The organism is Nonomuraea coxensis DSM 45129 (assembly GCF_019397265.1).
Lineage (GTDB): Bacteria > Actinomycetota > Actinomycetes > Streptosporangiales > Streptosporangiaceae > Nonomuraea > Nonomuraea coxensis.
In genome coordinates, this window is the sequence record NZ_CP068985.1 from 1201563 (window position 1) to 1217826 (window position 16264).

At 68.2% G+C, this 16264-nt stretch carries 15 protein-coding genes; 12 read left to right on the forward strand and 3 right to left on the reverse strand.

Going from position 1 to position 16264, the window contains the following annotated elements; genetic code table 11:
- Positions 1–141 precede the first annotated feature (141 nt).
- Positions 142–1173 (forward strand): tyrosine-type recombinase/integrase, encoded by a 1032-nt coding sequence (locus Nocox_RS06080; protein ID WP_020547723.1) that lies wholly within the window; start codon positions 142–144, stop codon positions 1171–1173.
- Positions 1174–1261: 88 nt separating this feature from the next.
- Here Nocox_RS06080 and Nocox_RS06085 read toward each other — a convergent pair whose 3' ends face one another.
- On the reverse strand, positions 1262–4285 hold the full coding sequence (locus tag Nocox_RS06085) for a Tn3 family transposase (RefSeq protein WP_020547724.1): 3024 nt from the start codon (positions 4283–4285) through the stop codon (positions 1262–1264).
- 199 nt (positions 4286–4484) lie between these two features.
- Between Nocox_RS06085 and Nocox_RS06090 the strand changes: the two genes are divergently transcribed.
- The 7 genes from Nocox_RS06090 to Nocox_RS06120 all read left to right on the forward strand — a co-directional run bounded on the left by Nocox_RS06090 (position 4485) and on the right by Nocox_RS06120 (position 9453).
- Complete coding sequence (locus Nocox_RS06090) at positions 4485–4877, forward strand: SIS domain-containing protein (RefSeq protein ID WP_157383522.1); 393 nt, start codon at positions 4485–4487, stop codon at positions 4875–4877.
- A 100-nt stretch (positions 4878–4977) separates the two neighbouring features.
- Positions 4978–5832, forward strand: coding sequence for an HARBI1 family protein (locus tag Nocox_RS06095; RefSeq protein WP_219495500.1), 855 nt, complete (start codon positions 4978–4980; stop codon positions 5830–5832).
- A 52-nt stretch (positions 5833–5884) separates the two neighbouring features.
- A complete protein-coding gene (locus Nocox_RS06100) occupies positions 5885–6334 on the forward strand; it encodes an SIS domain-containing protein (protein WP_157382846.1) in 450 nt (149 codons plus the stop codon).
- Between the two features lie 11 nt (positions 6335–6345).
- Positions 6346–7155: an inositol monophosphatase family protein gene (locus Nocox_RS06105; RefSeq protein WP_157382847.1), complete on the forward strand. Its 810-nt coding sequence runs from the start codon at positions 6346–6348 to the stop codon at positions 7153–7155.
- A 58-nt stretch (positions 7156–7213) separates the two neighbouring features.
- The gene (locus Nocox_RS06110) at positions 7214–7381 is read left to right on the forward strand and encodes a Trm112 family protein (RefSeq protein WP_020541353.1); all 168 of its coding nucleotides are present in this window, start codon (positions 7214–7216) and stop codon (positions 7379–7381) included.
- On the forward strand, positions 7378–8484 hold the full coding sequence (locus tag Nocox_RS06115) for an SIS domain-containing protein (RefSeq protein WP_020541354.1): 1107 nt from the start codon (positions 7378–7380) through the stop codon (positions 8482–8484). Before Nocox_RS06110 ends, Nocox_RS06115 begins: the two co-directional genes overlap by 4 nt.
- A 39-nt stretch (positions 8485–8523) precedes the next feature.
- Positions 8524–9453, forward strand: a complete 930-nt coding sequence (locus Nocox_RS06120) for a cation diffusion facilitator family transporter (RefSeq protein ID WP_020541355.1) — start codon at positions 8524–8526, stop codon at positions 9451–9453.
- A 5-nt stretch (positions 9454–9458) separates the two neighbouring features.
- Here the strand turns inward: Nocox_RS06120 and Nocox_RS06125 are convergent, their stop codons facing one another.
- Positions 9459–9809: a MerR family transcriptional regulator gene (locus Nocox_RS06125; protein WP_033408236.1), complete on the reverse strand. Its 351-nt coding sequence runs from the start codon at positions 9807–9809 to the stop codon at positions 9459–9461.
- 102 nt (positions 9810–9911) lie between these two features.
- Here Nocox_RS06125 and ahcY point away from each other — a divergent pair, with 102 nt between their 5' ends.
- Positions 9912–11339 (forward strand): adenosylhomocysteinase, encoded by a 1428-nt coding sequence (gene ahcY, locus Nocox_RS06130; protein WP_020541357.1) that lies wholly within the window; start codon positions 9912–9914, stop codon positions 11337–11339.
- Positions 11340–11355: 16 nt separating this feature from the next.
- Positions 11356–12591: an adenosylhomocysteinase gene (locus Nocox_RS06135; RefSeq protein WP_020541358.1), complete on the forward strand. Its 1236-nt coding sequence runs from the start codon at positions 11356–11358 to the stop codon at positions 12589–12591.
- Between the two features lie 16 nt (positions 12592–12607).
- Here the strand turns inward: Nocox_RS06135 and Nocox_RS06140 are convergent, their stop codons facing one another.
- Positions 12608–13288 carry a DUF305 domain-containing protein gene (locus Nocox_RS06140; RefSeq protein ID WP_051112466.1) on the reverse strand — a complete coding sequence of 227 codons (681 nt, stop codon included), beginning with the start codon at positions 13286–13288 and terminating at the stop codon, positions 12608–12610.
- A 137-nt stretch (positions 13289–13425) separates the two neighbouring features.
- On the opposite strand from Nocox_RS06140, the gene Nocox_RS06145 reads away from it, so the two are divergent.
- The gene (locus tag Nocox_RS06145) at positions 13426–14820 is read left to right on the forward strand and encodes an LVIVD repeat-containing protein (protein ID WP_020541360.1); all 1395 of its coding nucleotides are present in this window, start codon (positions 13426–13428) and stop codon (positions 14818–14820) included.
- 18 nt (positions 14821–14838) lie between these two features.
- Positions 14839–16257 (forward strand): LVIVD repeat-containing protein, encoded by a 1419-nt coding sequence (locus Nocox_RS06150; protein WP_020541361.1) that lies wholly within the window; start codon positions 14839–14841, stop codon positions 16255–16257.
- Positions 16258–16264 lie beyond the last annotated feature (7 nt).

The following is a 16264-nucleotide window of genomic DNA, read 5'->3' on the forward strand; positions in this document are numbered from 1 at the left end:
TGGACGCGAGCGAGCTGCCGCAGTAAATACCGGATTTACTGCGGCAGCGGCCCTCGCCATGCCATCCTGAGCTGGATCCCCCACACTGGTGATCATGATTGAGGTGTACGCATTTACTGCGACAGAGAGAGGGGTGTACGTGTGAGCCTGATCGCCGCCGACGTGCTCCCGCTCGGACATGATCGGCCCGGCACGTACGCCGACGCGGTCGAGGTCTATCTGCGTTCCGCCGGGGTCGCCGCCTCGTCCCAGCGGATCTACCGGATCTCGCTGACCACCTGGGCCTGGCTCGCCCGCGACGAGCAGCCACCCCTGGGCAGGGCCCGCCGCGGCGCCACCCCACCCGCCGTCCCCTTCGCCACCTTGGACGAGCCGGCCACCGCCGGCGTGCTCGCCGACGCCTTCGCGACGCGAGCCCGGCTGGCCGACGCCGACACCGTCAACCGGGAGCTGTCCGTGCTGAAGACCGCCATCGGCTGGTGGCGGGCGCGCGGGTGGCTCGCCACCAACCCGATCGTCGGAATCGAACGCCGGCCCGCGCCGCCGGACCGAACCCGGGCGCTGTCACGCGCCCAGATCACCGCGCTGTTGGAGCTGAAAGCGCCCCTGCGGGAGAAGACGCTGTGGCGGATGCTGTATGACACGTGCGCCCGCGCCGAGGAGATCCTCAGCCTCGACATCGACGATCTCCTGCTGGCCGACAAGCGTGCCCGTATCGTCTCCAAGGGCGGTGCCACGGACTGGGTGCATTGGCAGTCCGGCACAGCCCAGCTGCTGCCGCGGCTGCTCAAGGGCCGCACTCGCGGCCCGGTCTTCCTCACCGACCGGCGGGCACTCGCTCACACCCCCGCCCTCGACGTCTGCCCGGTCACCGGCCGAGCGCGTCTGTCCTACCGTCGTGCCGCGGAACTGTTCGAGACCCTCACCCGGCCGCTGGCCCACCCTGGCATCACCGACACCGCCGAACTCGAGCTGCGGGGTGGCTGGACGCTGCACCAGCTACGCCACTCCGCGCTGACCCACGAGGCCGAAGACGGGACCAACACCCCCACCCTGCTGGCCCGCTCCCGGCACGCCTCGGTCCGCTCCCTCGAACGCTACGCCCGGCCCAGCGTCGACGCCGTCGCCAGCCACGTCGCCTCCCGCGACCCCCTAGCACGCCGCACCACCTGACACCACGCTCACCGTACGCCTGGGTAAGGGGTGTACGGACGAAGCCAGGCCAGGCCAGCCATTGGCTCCACCAGCCGCATCGACACCGTCAGGCGGCCAGGTCAACGGCGGTGAAGTCAATCTCCTTGAGTTCAGGATTGAACGCCGCCGGCTCATCGCCGATCTCGTCGGTGGCGTAGGCCCCGAAGCGGCGGATGTGGGCGCGCAAGTAGGGCGACAGCGCTCCGAGCTCGTCCGCGGTGATGGTCCACCCCTCGGCCACCAGGGTGCGCACCACGTCCATGAGGTCCAGGGCGTTGTGGAAGATCACGAGGTTGGCCAGCAGGGTATTAAGCTTGATCAACTTCTCCTGCTCTTCGGGGTCGTTGTCGGCGATCACGCCGTTGTTGCCGAACCCCAGCCACTGGGAGAACCCGTTGTAAGTCTCCACCTTGTTGGTCGCCGCGGTGACCCGGGCACGCAGCGCCGGGTCCGCCAGATAGCGCAGCAGCGCCACCGTGCGCACGCTGCGTCCGACCTCGCGAAAGACCTTGTAGATGCGGTTCTTGCGGGAGTTCGAGCGCAGGCGCCGCATCAGGGTGGCCGAGCTCAGCCGGCCCTCGCTGATGGAGATGGCCACCTGCATCAGGTCGCACCAGTGCCGCTCGATCAGCTCCCAGTCGATCACGTTGCGGCCTCGGTCGCCGAACAGCGCGTCGATGTGCGGGTACACCAGGTGGGGGTCGGCTCGGAAGAAGATCAGGTCCTTGAAGTTGCGGATGCGGGGCATCAGGTCGAACCCGAAGAGCGTGGCCAGCGCGAAGACCGGGAACGACTGGCCTTGCGTGTCGGCATGCACGGTGGTCGGCTGGATGTCGGAGTCGTTGGCCAGCAGACCCTCGATCAGATAGACCGCCTCCCATACCCCGCAGGGTATGAATCTGGAGAAGAGCGCCACGTAGGTGTCGGAGACGTAGTGATAGGCGATGCCACCCACGCCTCCATACCGGATCGAGGTCTCGGCCAGCAGATTGTCGACGTAGGTCTCAACATGAGTGCCGTCGGCGGCGACCGTGGTCCCGTCTCCCCACGCCTTGACCACGTCCAACTCGGCGAAGGCATTGACGACGCATCCGATCGCCGCGTTGAGCTTGCGGATGTCGATGTGCCGGTTGCGGATCATCGACAGCTCCCGGGCCGAGACGCCGGTCAGGTGTTTGGCCGCCTCGTACGGCCCCAGGTTGATCCCGCCGGTGAACACCGTCAGCGAGTACCGGAACAACGGGTCGGAGATCTTCGGATCCGAGCCGGAGGCCGGCCCGAAGTGGTGGTGCCAGCCCAGCCAGTGCGCGGTGCGCGCCACGATCGACAACAGCGACCGCTCGGGCATGCGCCGCTCGATCGCCGCGGCCAGCTTCTCAGCGGCCTTCAACGTCTGCTGTCCGCGGCGCCGCTTGACCGTGGGCGCCCCATCGTCACTGATCACCAGGTCAGCGTTGTCCTCATACCCGGCGTCCAACTCCGCGGCGGCCGCCAGGTGATTACTACGCAGGTGCGCGACGAAGCCGGCCGCCGTGCTGGGCACGCCGACCTGCTCGCAGAACCCTTCCAGCAGCGGCTCACATTCGGCCCACGGCAGCAGGTTGGCGCTCCAATCGGCGTACTCGTTCGATCCGACCACCGCGATATCGCCGGTACGCAGTTCCTCGGCCAGGTAGGTGAAGACCATCGCCTCGAAGTGCCGCCGCGCCACCATCCCGGGACGGCCTCGGTCGGTGACGGCGCGCCGCCAGTTGCCCGAGGCGAACATGATCCCGGAGCCCGGGCCGCCGGAGCCGTCGACCGGTGGCGGCATCGGGATGAAGTCCCGCCTCAGCCCCGCGTGGGCGCGTGCGTGCTCCAGGGACGTCAGCACCGACTCATCGCGGGAGGTGGCCTTCAGCTCCAGCTTGGCGACCAGGTCGAACATCACCGCCCGGTCCCGCTTGAAGAACCGGTAGGCCAGCACCTCGTAGTTGTCTCCGTGGAAGGCCGAGACCTCCTCGATGTCGGCCAGCTGGGCGTCGAACCCGCCAGCATTGTTCACCGCGGCCACCGCGCGCTCGGCCCCCCGGTCGGCCTCCGGGCCCTCGGGGTCCAGGTGCTCCAGCACGGTGCGGTAGGTGCCGATCAACCGCTCGCTGACTGCGCGCTGCCGCTCGCGGATGCCCTCCAGCGCGGTCCGGGCCTTCTTCAGGTTGGCTGCCACCCGCTTGCACAGCATCTCGGCCAGATCATCCCGAGCCCTCATCCGCGCCATGTGCAGCAGACAGGCCAGCAACGCCAGCCTCTTGACCGGGTTGTAGCGGGACAGGGTGTCGGCGTCCTGGGCCGCTGCTTCCCCAGCGAAATCGGTGATCTTGGTGAGGGCGATCCCCTCCAGCCACTCCCAGGTGTCGCCAAGGGCGTCGATCTCGTCCAGGTATTTCACGTGGGCATCGAACTTCGCCCAGGTGGGCCGCTGTGCCGGCTTCTTCAGCCGGTTGAACAGTGACCTACCGTCCGTTCCCACCGTCGTCAGCAGCGCACCCATGCGCTCCTGCCCGTCCACCCCCATCCGATCCACGACGCGGGTGAAGATCTCAGCGTTGACCCGAGCCCGGATCGTAGCGGCCATCTCATCCAGCGTGGTAAACCCTGGCAACTCCAGCGAGGCCTCGATCAGGCGTTCCAGCGCCACGTTGATCAGATCCGGCGGGTTGTTCTTGGCCTGCGCCGCCTCCGTGATGGCCTCGGCGGCTATGGCCCGGGCCTGCTCTTTGTCGTAGATCACACCCTGGCGTGCCCGAATCTGCTTTCGGTGCCACTTGGCCGTGCTCGCTGCCCCGTGGTCGGGCTCGACATCGCCGGCCAGACCCAGGCAGCGCCGCACGTGATCGACAACGACCTCGGGGATCTCCTCACGGGCGGGAAAACGGGCCATCTTCTGGAAGCACTTCAGCGCCAGAATCAGCGCGAACAGCGTCTGTGAACCCCTGGCGAGCTCTTGAGCCCAGTCGATCTCATCAGCCGTCGGGGTGAAGAACACGTGCAACACCCGCGCCGAGGTCAGGCGCTTGAACTGCGGGTAGGCGGTCCGCTCGATCGATGTCACCGGCGAGCCCTCTCTAACCGATCACCTCCAGAACCCGCACACCATAGCGGCAGATGATCAAAATGCACCCCAGCCTTCACCAAACCGCAACCAGCCAACGCAGACGGTCACACGTCGGTGGCCATCAGAGGCCCTGACCAGCCCTATTAGCCCTTTCCGGCTTACTTGGTCTGCCCCCCCACAAGCGGTGCGGTCCGCTTTGCGGATTCCCGCGCCTCGCTTCGAGGGGATCGCTCCACCTGATCGCCGGGTCACCTTGTTCGGCGCCGGCAGCGGGTTCTACCTGGCTCAGATCGGGCAGTTCCTGTTGGCCAATCTCGCCGAGGTCGCGGCCAACGCGCTCTTCTCGGGCGAGGCGGAGCACTTCACGCGTCTCGGTCCTGGTGACAGCGCGGTCGCAATATCGCAGTCAGGTGAAACCTTCGACACGCTGGAGATGTGCCGAGTCGCCCAGCGGTGCGGCGCCGCGCTCACCTCGATCAGTAACGTGCCGAACTCCAGCCAGGAGCGGATGGCGGTCCACAGACTGCGCCAGGAGTGCGGCCCGGAGATCAGTGAGCCGTTGTCGGTAACGAACAGTTGCTGTGCGTGATCTCCTTGGACCCGGCAAGCCAACCTAGTGATCAGCAAGCGTAAAGCCCCTGGTAGAAGTGGTCTTGACTAGAGATCAACTTCAGAACCAGAGGCTTCACGTGCCCACTAGTGTCACATACACCGCGACCCTCGACGTACGTCGCGAGACTGTGCTGTTCCTGGCCGCCCTGCTGCACACTGAACGCCGCCGTCGCGGCACCCGCAAAGGACGCCGGGCGCTGGGCTGCTTCGCCCAGGCAGTCTTGATCCTTCGCTGGTTCCTCGACAACACCCGGATCAAGCAACTGGCCACCGACCACCACATCAGCCGCAAGACCGCCTACCGCTACCTGCACGAAGGCATCGACGTCCTGGCAGCCCACGCCCCCGGCCTGCGGCAGGTGCTCGACAGCGCAGCCGACACGGGCCTGACTCACGTCAACCTCGACGGCATCGTCATCGCCACCGACCGCGTCGCCACGCCCGGCCCGAACGGCGCCGACCTGTGGTGGTCGGGCAAACACAAGCACCACGGCGGCAACATCCAGGTGATCTCCGCCCCGGACGGCTGGCCGTTGTGGGTCTCCGACGTACGCCCCGGCCGCGAACATGACATGACCTGCGCCCGCACCCACGGCATCATCGCCACCCTGGCCACCGCGCGGGACACGGTGCCGGCCCTGGCCGACCTGGGATATGAAGGCGCCGCCGACGTCATCCGGGTGCCGGTGAAGAAGAAGCGCGGCCAGGCCATACTCAGCGACGACCAGCACACCTACAACAAGCTGCTGCGGGGCCTGCGCGGCGTCGGCGAACGCGCGAACGCCCTGCTCACCGTCACCTTCAAGGCTCTGCGCCGAGTCAGCCTCGACCCCTGGCGCATCGGGCAGATCGTCCGAGCCGCACTCGTGCTACTGCACCGCGAGCACGATTGGACCATATCGGCATCACACAACGCGATCTTCGGTTACTGAGAACGACTCAGTGTGCTGTCGACCAAGTCCGTCGTCAGCCAGGCGGTCATCCTTGGGAGGCTTCGTCGGCAGAGGAGCGCTTTATCCGGTAGCGCTGGAATCCGCGCTCAAGTATAAGGAGGCCACCTACCGTCATGCGGAGGGAATGAGTGCCGGATTTTTCAAGCACGGGACAATTTCATTGATCGCGCCCGGTTTCCTCACCGTGGCTCTCATTCCCCCGCCACGCGCCGATCGCACCCTCTTTGCTGCGACCCTGGCGAATATCAGCGAAGTTTCCGCCCGCGGTGGGCGCATAGTGGCTTTTGGCCCCGCAGACCTCGGCGACGCCGACCTCCTGAGGTTCGTGGATTATCAGCCCTTGCCCTACCATGACGAAGTCATCTCCGATCTGGTGCTGCAGTTGGTGGTCGGTGAGTTGTTCGCTTACTCCAGCGCCCTTCATCTGGGTCGAGAGATCGACAAACCACGGAATCTCGCTAAATCGGTGACCGTCCGTTAGGGTGTGTGCAGATGTACAGAGAGTTTGTCGAGCACGCGCTCGGCTTGGCGTCCGAGGTGGCTCTGGACAAATTCGGCCACGTGAGCGGCCGGGTCAAGGAGGGCGACCCGCACCAGGTGCTCACCGAGGCGGACTCCGCGATCGGGAAACTGTTGCTCGGCCTGGTCCGGGAGGAGTTTCCCCGGCACAGCCTCATCGACGAGGAGGCCGGTGTTCTCGACAACAACTCCCGCTACACCTGGGTCATCGACCCCATAGACGGCACGAGCAACTTCGCGGCCGGGCTTCCGCAGTACGGGATCATGATCGGTCTCCTGGAGGACGCCACTCCGATCGCCGGGGGCATCGCCCTGCCGGCCTTCCGGGAGATTTACAGCGCGGAGAAGGGCGAAGGCACCACCTGCAATGGAGTGCCCGTCCGGGTGGCGGCGGGGGGCGAGCTGGGTGGCCGCATGCTCTGCTACGGCATCGACGCCGATCCGGACCGTCCGGAGGTCGCGCGAGCCGAATGCGAGCTGCTGGCCGAGCTCCTGCTGGCGGGGCCGTACAAGCTCCGGAGCAGTAACTCCGCCTTCGACGTCGTCATGGTGGCGAGCGGCCGCTACGGAGCTTTCTTGAACCGAACCTCCAAGATCTGGGACAATGTGGCGCCGCATATCGTCGTGGAGGAGGCGGGTGGACGTTGGACCGCCTTCGATGGATCGCTGATCGACTATTCCAGTCCCGTGCATCAGGCCACTCGCAACTTCACGCACTGCGGTGCGAGCCAGGCGGTGTTCCAACACATCCAGGCCGTCATACATCAGGCTCAGCCCGCCTGAGCGGTCGCGGCGTGATGTTACGGTCAAGCTGGTGACGGAAAGCGAGATAGGTGAGCGTGTGAAGATCGACGACTGGCTGCTGGAGATCCTGGCCTGTCCGGCGTGCAAGGCGCCCCTGCGCGCCGAGTCCGAGTCCGAGGAGCTGGCCTGCACGGGCTGCGGCCTGGTCTACCCCGTCCGGGATGACATCCCCGTTCTGCTCGTCGACGAGGCCAGGAAGCCGTGACCTGGGAGCCGGACCGGCTCGACGACCAGGCTCATCTGAGCGAGGCCGACCCCTCCGGCATGCTGCCCGCGGTCGCCGCGTCCGCGGCGCAGGTCCGCACCGGCGCCCGCGTGGCCGCCGAGGCCCACCTCGACCGGCTGCTCGCCCACGGGCGCCCGAGGGCGGTCGTGGTGGCGGGCATGGGCGGCTCGGGCGTCGCGGGCGACATGCTCGCCGCCGTGGCCGGCTCGGGTGTGCCGCTGCCGATCGTGACCCTGCGCTCCTACCAGCTTCCCGGCTGGGTGGGCGCGACCGATCTCGTCATCGCCGTGTCCGGCTCGGGCGACACCGAGGAGACCGTGTCGGTGGCCACGCAGGCCGTCCGGCGCGGCTGCACGCTGCTCGGCGTGGGGCCCGCGGGCTCCGCGCTGGAGGCGATCGCCGTCCAGGCGTCGGCGAGCTACGTGGCGGTGCCGGTCACCGGGCCGTCACGGGCCAACCTGTGGCTGCTGGCGATCCCGGCCGTCGTGGCCGCCGCCGCGCTGCGGCTGGTGAGCGTCGAGCCCGGCCTGTTCGAGCGGGTGGCGAGTGCGCTGGAGGACATGGCGAACCGGTGCCGGCCGTCCAGCGACACCTTCATCAACCCCGGCAAGTCCCTCGCGATGGACCTCGCCGAGAGCGTGCCGATGATCTGGGGCACGTCGGCCGTCACGCGGGTGGCGGCGGCCCGGCTGACCGGCCAGCTCAACGCCAACGCCAAATATCCGGCGATCTGCGGCGAGCTGCCCGAGGCGGGCCACAACCAGGTGGCCGTGTTCGACGGTCCGATGGCCGAGCGCGACATCTTCGCCGACACCTCCGGCCGCACCCTGCGGCTGGTGCTCCTGCGGGACGTCGAGGAGCATCCGCAGGTGACGCGGCAGCGCGAGGCGGCGCTGCGGCTGGCCCGCGACCGCGACGTGCCGGTGACCGAGCTGGCCGCCGAGGGCGCGCATCCGCTGGAGCGGATGGCTTCGCTGATCGGGCTCGGCGACTACGCGAGCGCCTATCTCGCGCTCGGCTACGGCATCGATCCGACCTCTGTGTCCGCGATCACGGAACTCAAGGCAAGAATCTCCCAATAGGATCCCTCCAAGGGTTAAGCCTATGAGTGGAGAAGACCGGTGAGCGCGAGCGGCGGAACAAAAGCGATCATTGCGGCCCTGTCCGCCAACCTGGCCATCGCGGTGGCGAAGTTCGTGGCGGCGGCGTTCACCGGATCGTCGTCGATGCTGGCGGAGGGCATCCACTCCGTCGCCGACTCGGGCAACCAGGTGCTGCTGCTGATCGGCGGCAAGCGGGCGGCGCGGGCCAGCACGAAGGAGCACCCCTTCGGCTACGGGCGCGAGCGCTACTTCTACGCCTTCGTGGTCGCGGTGGTGCTGTTCACCATCGGCGCGGCGTTCTCCCTCTACGAGGGCTTCCACAAGATCTCCCACCCTGAGGAGGTCTCGGCGCCCATCTGGGCCTTCGGCGTGCTCATCTTCGCGATCATCGCGGAGGCGTTCTCGTTCCGGACCGCGATCAAGGAATCCAACGCGGTGCGCGGCAAGCAGTCGTGGGTGGCGTTCGTGCGCCGGTCGAAGTCGCCGGAGCTGCCCGTCATCCTGCTGGAGGACCTCGGCGCGCTGCTCGGCCTCATCTTCGCGCTGTTCGGCGTGACGATGGCGGTCATCACGGGCGACGGCACCTGGGACGGCATCGGCACCATGATGATCGGCGTGCTGCTGGCGATCATCGCGGTGGTGCTGGCCATGGAGACGAAGTCGCTGCTGGTCGGCGAGGGCGCCTCGCCGGAGGTGGAGGGCCAGATCCGCACCGCGCTGGAGAGCGCGCCGGAGGTGTCGCGGATCATCCACATGCGCACGCTGCACCTCGGCCCCGAGGAGCTGCTGGTGGCGGCGAAGATCGCGGTCGAGCACAACGACACGGCGGCCGAGGTGGCGCGCGGCATCGACGAGGCCGAGCGGCGCATCCGCGACGCGGTGCCGATCGCCCGGGTCATCTACCTGGAGCCCGACCTCGACCGCCTGCGCACGCCGGCGTCGAGCTGAGCCGCTCACCCGCCTGACGGGCGGCCGCCGGAGCGCAGCAGGCGCAGGGCCTTCTCCTTCTCGAAGTCGAGGGCCCTGCGCGGCACCTGGATGCGCCCGATCCGCACCCCGAGGTCGCGTACGGCGGCCGCCACCGGGGGCTCGCTCAGCACCCGCAGCGCGAACGCCAGCTCGGCCGGCGAGACGTCGAACCGCTTCTCCAGCTCCACCCCCTGCGCGACCGCGGCCAGCTCCTCGGGCCCGAAGCGGCGGTGCGCGCCCTGCTCCCGCACCGGCGGCAGCAGCCCGAGCGCCTCCCGGTACCGGAGCATTCGAGGGGACATGCCGAGCCGTCTGGCCGCTTCCGTGATGCGCATTCTTACATTCTTACGTCAGTTTCGACGTCCTGCGGATGCGACCGCCGTCCGGTGCCGCCTAGACTTCTCGCGACAATCATCCGTCAGCGCGAGGGGAAACCCATGGACTTCAAGGTCGCAGACCTTTCACTTGCCGACTTCGGCCGCAAGGAGATCCGGCTCGCCGAGCACGAGATGCCCGGCCTGATGGCGATCCGCAAGGAATACGCGGCCTCCCAGCCCCTTCGCGGCGCGAAGATCATGGGCTCCCTGCACATGACGATCCAGACCGCCGTCCTCATCGAGACGCTGGTCGCCCTCGGCGCCGAGGTCCGCTGGGTGAGCTGCAACATCTTCTCCACCCAGGACCACGCCGCCGCCGCGGTGGTCGTCGGCCCCGACGGCACCCCCGAGGACCCGAAGGGCGTCCCGGTGTTCGCCTGGAAGGGCGAGACGCTGGAGGAATACTGGTGGTGCACCGAGCAGGCGCTCACCTGGCCCGGCGGTGACGCCCCCAACATGATCCTCGACGACGGCGGCGACGCCACGCTCCTCGTGCACAAGGGCGCCGAGTACGAGAAGGCCGGCGCCGTCCCGCCCGCCACGGCCGACGACCCGGAGGAGTGGCACGTCATCGTCGACCTGCTCACCCGCACGGTCGGCGCCGACAAGAGGTGGACGCGCATCGCCGAGAGCATCAGGGGCGTGACGGAGGAGACCACCACCGGCGTGCACCGCCTCTACGAGATGCACAAGAACGGCCAGCTCCTCTTCCCGGCCATCAACGTCAACGACTCGGTCACCAAGTCGAAGTTCGACAACAAGTACGGCTGCCGCCACTCCGTCATCGACGGCCTCAACCGCGCCACCGACGTGCTCATCGGCGGCAAGGTCGCGGTCGTCTGCGGCTACGGCGACGTCGGCAAGGGCTGCGCCGACGCGCTGCGCGGCCAGGGCGCCCGCGTCATCGTCACCGAGATCGACCCGATCTGCGCCCTCCAGGCCGCCATGGACGGCTTCCAGGTCACCACCCTGGACGAGGTCGTCGGCATCGCCGACATCTTCGTGACCGCCACCGGCAACTTCAACATCATCACCGCCGACCACATGGCGAGGATGAAGCACCAGGCGATCGTCTCCAACATCGGCCACTTCGACAACGAGATCGACATGGCCGGCCTCGCCAAGCAGCCCGGCATCGTGCGGAACACCATCAAGCCGCAGGTGGACGAGTGGGTCTTCGCCGACGGCCACTCGATCCTCGTGCTCGCCGAGGGCCGGCTGATGAACCTGGGCTGCGCCACCGGCCACCCCAGCTTCGTCATGTCCAACTCGTTCACCAACCAGGTGATCGCGCAGATCGAGCTGTTCACCAAGACCGCCGAATACCCGATCGGGGTCTACACGCTGCCCAAGCACCTCGACGAGAAGGTGGCCAGGCTGCACCTCGACGCGCTCGGCGTCAAGCTCACCGAGCTGACGAAGGAGCAGGCCGCCTACATCGGCGTGCACGTCGAGGGTCCGTACAAGTCCGACCACTACCGCTACTGATCCGCCGCGGCAGGCCATGGACCTGAGGGAAAGCGGCGAGCGGCAGATCTCGTGGGCCGCCCGCTCGATGCCGGTGCTGACGGCCGTCGGCGAGCGGTTCGCGCTCGAACGGCCGCTCGCCGGGCTGAAGATCGCGGCCTGCCTGCACGTCACGGCCGAGACGGCCGTGCTGATGGGGGCGCTGCAGGCGGGCGGGGCGGAGATCGCCCTGGCCGCCTCCAACCCGCTGTCCACGCAGGACGACGTGGCCGAGGCGCTGCGTGACTACGGGGTCAGGGTGCACGCCCGCGCGGGCGTCGACCGGAGCGCCTACTACCGGCACATCCACCAGGCGCTCGACCTGGGGCCCGATCTCGTGCTCGACGACGGCTGCGACCTGGTCAACATCCTGCACACCGAGCGCACCAACCTGCTGGAGCGGGTGAGCGGCGGCTGCGAGGAGACCACGACCGGCATCATCCGGCTGCGCCAGATGGCGGCGGAGGGGGCGCTGCGCTTCCCCGTCGTGGCCGTCAACGACACCCGGACCAAGCGCATGTTCGACAACCGGTACGGCACCGGCCAGTCCACCCTGGACGGCATCATGCGGGCCACGAACACGCTGCTCGCCGGCCGTACGGTGGTCGTGGCCGGCTTCGGCTACTGCGGGCGGGGCGTGGCCGAGCGGGCCAAGGGGTTCGGGGCGCGGGTGATCGTGACCGAGATCGACGCGGTCAAGGCGCTCGACGCGACCCTCCAGGGCTACGAGGTGCGGCCGATGGCGCAGGCCGCGGCGCTCGGCGACCTGTTCGTCACCGTGACCGGCAACCGCGACGTGATCAGGGCCGAGCACCTGTCGGTCATGAAGGACGGGGCGATCCTGGCCAACGCGGGGCACTTCGACGTGGAGATCGACGTGCGCGCGCTGGACGAGCTGGCCGGCGAGGTGCAGCGCGGCGTGCGCCCCAACACCGACCAGTACGTGATGCCCGACGGCCGCCGCCTGCTGCTGCTGGCCGAGGGCCGGCTGGTCAACCTCACGGCGGCCGAGGGGCATCCGGCGGCCGTGATGGACATGTCGTTCTCCGCGCAGGCCCTCGCCGTGGAGTGGCTGGCCGCCGAGCGCGCGGGCCTCGCGCCCGGCGTGTACGACGTCCCGGAGGAGATCGACCACGAGGTGGCCAGGCTCAAGCTGGCCGCGGCCGGCATCGCCATCGACCGGCTGACCGGCGAGCAGGAGGACTACCTGCACTCCTGGCGCGTCGGCTCCTGACCTCTTAAGGAGCCGGTCAGCCGGGCGGGAGCTCGCGCTCGATCTGCTGCATGCGGCGGATCTCGGCGGTCTGCTCGACGCTGACCTCGCTCGCCAGCTCCTCGATGCGCATGTGCGAGCCGCTGCTCAGCACCTGCTCGCACATCGTGATCGCGCCCAGGTGGTGGTTGATCATGAGCTGCAGGAACATCCGGTCGAAGGCCGTGCCCTTGGCCGCCTTCAGCGCGTCGAGCTGCCCGGGCGTGGCCATGCCCGGCATGCCGTCGTGCGCGGCGTGGTGGTCGGGCTCCTTCTGGCCCTGCTCGCGCAGCCAGCCCGTCATGTACTGGATCTCGGGGCCCTGGGCGGCCTTGATCCGGTCGGCCATGCCCTTCACCTTGGCCGACTGGGCCCGGCTCGGCGCCAGCAGCGCCATGTCGAGCGCCTGGCGGTGATGGACGATCATGTCCTGGACGTAGATGACGTCGGCGGCGTTCGCGGTCGGCGAGGGCACGGCGGTGGCGGCCTGCTCGGGGCCGAGCGTCCTCGCCTGCTCGCCGGGACGCCCGGGAGCGATCACGGGCGCGGTCGCGTCCGCCCGGGGTGCGGGGGGCGGGCCGGAGGAGCAGCCGGCGATGGCGGTGAGGGTGACGAGCGTGCCTGCGATGACCTTGAGCGCGGAGCGCACCCAGCCTCCCTGACTGACGGTGTCGAGCATGCGCACTCTAAGCCATGGACGGATGGATTAAAAGAGGTCGAATCGGAACAAAATTTGACAGCTTGGACGCTGGCTAGCGGAGCTTCGGAGAGACAAGATGGCCTAGATTTATGCTCCCTTTATAGGAGGATTCACCGGTGTTAAGCCCCCGCAGGGCCCTGATCCTGTTCGCTGCGGTCACGGCACTGGCGGGCACCACCCTGCCCGCCCAGGCCGCGGACATCCCGGCGCCCGGCGAGATCGTCATGAGCCCCAACATCACGCACGTCACCAACGTGCCGAAGCCCGAGGCCCTCGCCGACATCCACACCGACATGGCCTTCCAGGGCGACTACGCCTACGTGGGCAACTACTACGGGTTCTCCATCTACGACATCAAGAACCCGAAGAAGACGCGGCTGGTCAGCTCGGTGGTCTGCCCCGGCGGCCAGATGGACGTGTCGGTCTACGGCAACCTGTTGTTCGGCTCCGTCGACTCCTCACGCAACGACGACTCGTGCGGCAGCACCTCGCAGCCCGCCACCGTCAAGGAGTCGTGGGAGGGGATGCGCATCTTCGACATCTCCGACAAGGCCAACCCGCGCTACATCAAGTCCGTCGAGACCAACTGCGGTTCCCACACCCACACGCTGGTGCCCGACCGCAAGGGCGACAACGTCTACGTCTACGTCTCCTCCTACAGCCCGAACGCGGCGTTCCCCGACTGCCAGCCGCCGCACGACCTGATCTCGATCATCAAGGTCCCGCTGGGGAACCCGACGGCCGCGTCCGTGATCGCCACGCCCAACCTGTTCGCCGACGGCGGTTTCGGCGGCGTGCCGGGCAGCTACCCCAACGGCAAGTCGGCCACGACCGGCTGCCACGACATCACGGCCTACCCGGAGAAGGGCATCGCCGCCGGCGCCTGCATGGGTGACGGCATCCTGCTCGACATCCGCGACCCCGAGCAGCCCAGGGTCACCGCCCAGGTGCGTGACGAGACGAACTTCGCCTTCTGGCACTCGGCCACGTTCAACAACACCGGCACCAAGGTGATCTTCACCGACGAGCTCGGCGGCGGCACCAGGGCCACCTGCAACGAGGCCATCGGCCCGAACCGGGGCGCCAACGCCTACTACGACATCGTGGGCGGGCAACTCGTCTTCAAGGGCTACTTCAAGATCGCCCGCCACCAGGCCGACACCGAGAACTGCGTCGCGCACAACGGCTCGCTCATCCCGGTCAAGGGCCGCGACATCATGGTGCAGGCGTGGTACCAGGGCGGCATCTCCGTGGTCGACTTCACCGACTCGGCCAACCCCCAGGAGATCGCCTTCTTCGAGCGCGGCCCGGACAACACCGCCCCGGCGCTGAGCGGCGGCTTCTGGTCGGCGTACTACTACAACGGCTACATCTACGGCTCCGACTTCAACCTCGGCCTGGACGTGCTGAAGATCAACGACCCGCGGACGAACCAGGCGAACAGCGTCAAGATGCGCTCGCTCAACGCGCAGACGCAGGCCGGCTACCCGGACCACGGCCACGGTCACTGACGTCAAGGAGGCTCCCGAGTGTCCATCCCGCGCCGCTCCCTCGCGGCGGTCGCGGCGGCCTTCGCCCTGTCGCTGACCGCGACCCCCGCGACCGCCACCGCGTCCACGACCGCGTCCACCACCGCGACCACCGCCGACATCCCGCCGGCCGACACCGTCGTCACCAGCGGCAACGTCACCCACGTGCTCAACATCCCCAAACCCGCCCCGCTCGCCGGCACCATCAACACCGACCTCGCCTTCCAGGACGGTTACGCCTACGTCGGCAACTACGGCGGCTTCTCCATCTACGACATCCGCGACCCGAAGCGGGCCAGACCGGTCAGCTCCGTCGTCTGCCCGGGGTCGCAGATGGACGTCAGCGTGTACGGCAACCTGCTGTTCAGCGCCGTCGACTCCTCCCGTAGCGACGACTCCTGCAACAGCACGGCCCTGAGCGCCGACCGCAAGGAGGCGTGGGAGGGCGTCCGCATCTTCGACATCTCCGACAAGGCCAATCCGCGCTACGTCAAGTCGGTCGAGACGAACTGCGGCTCCCACACGCTGACCCTGGTGCCGGGCAAGGGCCGCGACCAGAACAAGAACGTCTACGTCTACGTCTCGTCGTACAACCCGAGCAGCACGTTCCCGGACTGCCAGCCGCCGCACGACAAGATCTCGATCATCAAGGTGCCGCTGAGGAACCCCGCCGAGGCGGCCGTCGCGGCCACCCCGGTCGTCTTCCCCGACGGCGGCAACGAGACCCAGCCCGGCCTGCTGCTGCCGACGAGCGGCTGCCACGACATCACCGTCTACCCGGAGAAGGACATCGCGGCCGGCGCCTGCATGGGCGACGGCGTGCTGTTCGACATCCGCGACCGGCTCAACCCGCGGGTGACCGCCCGCACCACCGACCCGAACTTCGCGTTCTGGCACTCGGCCACGTTCAGCAACGACGCCAGGAAGGTCGTCTTCACCGACGAGCTCGGCGGCGGTGGCCTGGCCACCTGCAACGAGGCCACCGGCCCGAACCGGGGCGCGAACGCCATCTACGAGATCGTCCACGGGCAGCTCGTCTTCAAGAGCTACTTCAAGATCCCGCGGTACCAGGCCGACAGCGAGAACTGTGTCGCGCACAACGGCTCCCTGATCCCGGTCAAGGGCCGCGACATCATGGTGCAGGCGTGGTACATGGGCGGCCTGTCCGTCTGGGACTTCACCGACGCCGCCAACCCGAGGGAGATCGGCTACTTCGAACGCGGTCCCCGCGCGGACGGCAGCGGCGGCGGCATCTGGTCCGCCTACTACTACAACGGCTACATCTACGGGGCCGACTTCCACGCCGGCCTGGACGTCGTCAAGATCGACGATCGGCTGACCGACAGCGCCCGGCACGTCCGGACGGATCGGCTGAACGTGCAGACCCAGGAGTCGTACCGGCCCGACCGGGGCCACTGACCCGCTG

Bases quoted from the DNA above. Each gene is read 5' to 3' on its own strand.
- Nocox_RS06105 (WP_157382847.1), top strand. From the start codon at position 6,346: ATGTACAGAGAGTTTGTCGAGCACGCGCTCGGCTTGGCGTCCGAGGTG.
- Nocox_RS06125 (WP_033408236.1), bottom strand. From the start codon at position 9,809: ATGCGCATCACGGAAGCGGCCAGACGGCTCGGCATGTCCCCTCGAATG.
- ahcY (WP_020541357.1), top strand. From the start codon at position 9,912: ATGGACTTCAAGGTCGCAGACCTTTCACTTGCCGACTTCGGCCGCAAG.
- Nocox_RS06135 (WP_020541358.1), top strand. From the start codon at position 11,356: ATGGACCTGAGGGAAAGCGGCGAGCGGCAGATCTCGTGGGCCGCCCGC.
- Nocox_RS06140 (WP_051112466.1), bottom strand. From the start codon at position 13,288: ATGCTCGACACCGTCAGTCAGGGAGGCTGGGTGCGCTCCGCGCTCAAG.